Below are 3,947 nucleotides of genomic sequence, written 5' to 3'. Positions count from 1 at the left end.
TAAACTCTTTTTTTTGTTGCCATTCTATTGATTTTTAATTAGTTTTACAAAGTAACTGATTTATGCGAATGGTAAAGCTACCGAAGGTTTAGTTCAACAGGAGTTTTGCAAAAAAGCGGGTTTAGTCCTTGATTGAAATTTCGTCAAAATAATTCGCAACTGCTTTTCATATTGTTTTTTTACTTAATTTAGACAATCTGAAAAAGCATTTGCTTCGTTTATGAATTCTTGAACTAAAGTTCTTCGAATTCCCGCACTTCGCAAAGCCTTTTTCCGTTGTACGCAATTTTATACAAAAAACCGCCTTAAATCAAAGTTTTACAATGAAATCACTATTTACTTTTCTTGCTATTCTATTAATTAATCTATCCTTTGCCCAAGATTATAAAGTCATTTACGAAATGAAATTTAAGCCAACAAAAGGTAAAGATTCTATTGTCTCAGAACATTTTGTATTAATGATTAAGCCAAAAACTAATTCTAGCAAATTTTACAATTATAACTACTATTATAGTGATTCTTTAATGACTTCTATTAAAGATAAGAATCCCCAAGGAGGTTTTGATATAAATACTGCAAGTTTCAAAAAAGCAAATTATCCCTTAGGTGTTATAAAAACGAAAACAGATTTTTATTTAGTCAAAACTTTAGACGGTGATTCTTATAAAATTAATGAGACCAAACCCTCTTGGAAAATCAGTAATGAAACAAAATCTTGGAAAGATTATAAATTACAAAAAGCAACGGCTAAAATTCTTGGGCGGAATTGGACAGTTTGGTACAGTAATGAAATTCCCGTTTCAGATGGTCCATATCTTTTCAAGGATTTACCAGGATTAGTTTTTTTAGCAAATGACGATTCCGGAGATTATGATTTTAGCCTTATTTCTCTTCAAAAAAGTGATTTAGTTGAAGACTACTTTCCGAGTATTCTTTCAAAAAGTATCGAGATTACATCTGATAAATATAAAAAAGTGTACAAAGCCTATACTTTGGATCCTGCAAAACAACTACGAAATGGTGTATATGTTGATGATAGTGGTTTAAAAATTAATTTGACGAACGGCGCAAGTCCAGAAATGATTAGGGCTATTGAAAAAGACAGATTAGACAACATCAAGAAGTTCAATAATTTTATAGATATAGAATAAAAACTGCGTACAATAGCTAAGTTTTCGTTGCGTGCGCAGCACGAACAATGAAAACCCTGTTGAACGGAAGCTTCGGGAGCTTTTTGCTGGGTATTTTCCCACACTATGGGTTTATCGACAAAAGATTTTTAGAGATACAAGAGACTTTGAGAAGAGTCTCTTTTTTTGTGGGTGATTTTGGCGAGTTTTTCTTGGTTTTATCGTGCTTTCCTTCACGTTAGGGTAACATTTCCCTTACCCAAATCCGCTAAAATGCAGATTTAGGAGCAGGTAAATTTCGGCTCATCTCCAAAAACCAACTTGGCGGACCGCGCAAATCGAACGTGGCAATCGTTACCAAATTTCCAACTTTACAACAACTACATTTCGGCTGAAAAGCTTTTGGCGGAAGCTTTTCTTTGGGCTGGATGCCTAAATTTTGTTGCAGATTTTTAAGTTTGATACGCTTCCAGGTGCTGCTCAAAAAACCATAATGACGGATTTTTACAAATCTTTTCGGTAAAATATGCATCGCAAATCTTCGGATAAACTCTTCATGGCTTAAAACCATCTGCTTTTTGATGCCTTTTTGGCGGTAATCTTTGTAAGAAAAAGTTACCGTTTCCGCGTCAATTTTCCTGATTCTCTGGTTGCTAATGGCGATTTCATGCGTGTATCTGCCAAACCTCCTGTTTACTGAAAACTACAGGCAGTTTTTTCTCTCTTTTAATTTCCGGAAGACTCAAATAATCATAGCTCAAACCTTCCGATTTTAGCAGAAACCGAAGTCCGTAAACGGTGTGTTTAAAATACGATTGCGAAGGCGATTTAGATTTTTTCTGAAGGTAAAAGAGGTAATCATGAATTTGCTCTGGATCCAATTCTGTAGGAATTTTCCCGAAATGTAGCGACACCGCAGCCACGTGTCTGGAGTAATTTTGAAAGGTACTTTGGCTTCTTCCCAATACAGAAACCGTACGTTCAAACCTATGCAAAAGCTCCGCAAATCCCGGAACTTCGCGCTTTGCCTGATTGATGATTTTATTTTCTCTAAGCTCTTCTACACTCTTTTTTTTGTTGCCATTTTACTGATTTTTAATTAGTTTTACAAAGTAACTAAATATAGCGCTGAGAAAGCTACCGAAGGTTTAGTTCAACATCGTATTGGCGAAATGGCGGTTTAAGGGAGAAATTGAAAGTTTCTCCTTTTTTTGTCGCAACAGCCTTTTATATTTCCTTTTTTCATAAATTTAGAAAATAATAAAAGGCTGTTGCTTAGCTTAGTGTAAAATTGAAAGTTTAGGCTTTCTAATCCGCCACTATCGCCAATACGCGGCCCGTTATCGGAAATTTTATCCAAACAACGTAATAAAACAACACTTCGAACAGTTATTATCCTAAAAAATACGAATGAAACAAATTTGTACAATTATTTTCTCAATTTTATTTACCAGTGCTTTTTCACAAAATTCAAATAAAATTTTCACGTCGGACATTGACAATTTTTGGGCTGCATACGATAGTATCCAAAATACAAATGATTATAACCAAAAGCTGGACCTCATAAACAAATTATATATCCAACGAGGGACAAAAGGTCTTCACGCTTTTATGAAAGCCAGAAGCTATAATGACACACTTTATGTGGAACTCATAAAAGATTATCCTAAATTTTGGCATTCAATACGACCAAATACGTTAAAAGTAAAAAACAAAACGGCTGAACTTAACAACGCAGTAGAAAATCTGAAAAAATTATATCCTGAATTAAAAGATGCGGAAATGTATTTCACAATTGGAGGATTACGTTCCGGAGGAACTGTTACTGATAATATGGTTTTGGTTGGTGCAGAAATTGCCACAGGAAACTCGTATGTTGATGTATCTGAATTTCAAAATAATTGGCTAAAAAATGTTTTCGCAAAACAATCTTTGGATAATATTGTGTATTTAAACATTCACGAATATATTCATACACAACAAAATGGTGACAGAAATCGAGTATTAAGCCAAAGTATTAAAGAAGGAGCTTGTGATTTCATAGCTGAATTAGCCATTAAAAAACCTATCGAAACTCAATATCTGACTTATGGCAGAAATCATAAAAATGAAATCAAAGGGTTATTTAAAAAAGAAATGTTTTCAAATAATTTCACAAATTGGCTCTACAACGGAAGTCAAAAAGAGGAAAGTGCAGATTTGGGATATTACGTTGGTTACGAGATATGTAAATCTTACTATGACAATTCTGAAGACAAAACAAAAGCGATAAAAGATATTATAGAACTAAATTATGATGACGACAAAGCTGTAGAAGAATTCCTTGTAAAATCTAAATTTTTCACAGAGAAAATCAATAAAAAGAAAATTATAAAAGAGTACAGTAAAAATCAACCATATATTGTAAAAATTGAACCATTCAAAAATGGAACTGATAATGTTGACCCAAATACAAAAGAGTTGAAAATAACTTTTTCAAAGGAAATGAACACCAAGAATTTTTCCATTAGTTACTCGGAGAAAGGAAAAGAATATTTCCCGATTACAAAAGTTAAAGGATACGAAAATAATGATAAAACATTAGTCCTATTAATTGACTTAAAACCAAATAAAGAATATGAATTTGTTATTACAAACAGAAGTTTTATGTCAAAAGACGGTTTCCTTTTAGTTAGTGAAGAATATCCTGTAAATTTTAAAACAAAATAAAACTTCCGATAATAGCTAAGTTTTCGTTGCGTGCGCAGCACGAACAATGAAAACCTTGTTGAACGGAAGCTTCGGGAGCTTTTTTCAGCATTATGGGTTTATCGACGG

At 33.1% G+C, this 3,947-nt stretch carries 3 protein-coding genes and 1 pseudogene; 2 read left to right on the top strand and 2 right to left on the bottom strand.

Going from position 1 to position 3,947, the window contains the following annotated elements; genetic code table 11:
- Window positions 1-323: 323 nt before the first annotated feature.
- Window positions 324-1,151 carry a GLPGLI family protein gene (locus tag DRF58_RS17760; protein WP_116037273.1) on the top strand — a complete coding sequence of 276 codons (828 nt, stop codon included), beginning with the start codon at window positions 324-326 and terminating at the stop codon, window positions 1,149-1,151.
- Between the two features lie 247 nt (window positions 1,152-1,398).
- Here the strand turns inward: DRF58_RS17760 and DRF58_RS17755 are convergent.
- A pseudogene (locus DRF58_RS17755) lies at window positions 1,399-1,830 on the bottom strand (transposase); the annotation flags it as partial.
- Window positions 1,796-2,125 carry a phage integrase N-terminal SAM-like domain-containing protein gene (locus DRF58_RS17750; RefSeq protein ID WP_262510784.1) on the bottom strand — a complete coding sequence of 110 codons (330 nt, stop codon included), beginning with the start codon at window positions 2,123-2,125 and terminating at the stop codon, window positions 1,796-1,798. The pseudogene DRF58_RS17755 and the gene DRF58_RS17750, both read right to left, overlap by 35 nt.
- 415 nt (window positions 2,126-2,540) lie before the next feature.
- Here DRF58_RS17750 and DRF58_RS17745 point away from each other — a divergent pair, with 415 nt between their 5' ends.
- Window positions 2,541-3,839, top strand: a complete 1,299-nt coding sequence (locus DRF58_RS17745; protein WP_116037269.1) for a gliding motility protein GldB-related protein — start codon at window positions 2,541-2,543, stop codon at window positions 3,837-3,839.
- Window positions 3,840-3,947 lie beyond the last annotated feature (108 nt).

Source organism: Epilithonimonas hispanica (genome assembly GCF_003385395.1).
Classification (GTDB): domain Bacteria; phylum Bacteroidota; class Bacteroidia; order Flavobacteriales; family Weeksellaceae; genus Epilithonimonas; species Epilithonimonas hispanica.
Note: the sequence above shows the minus strand (reverse complement) of the source record. Positions and strands in the feature narration are given on the sequence as shown.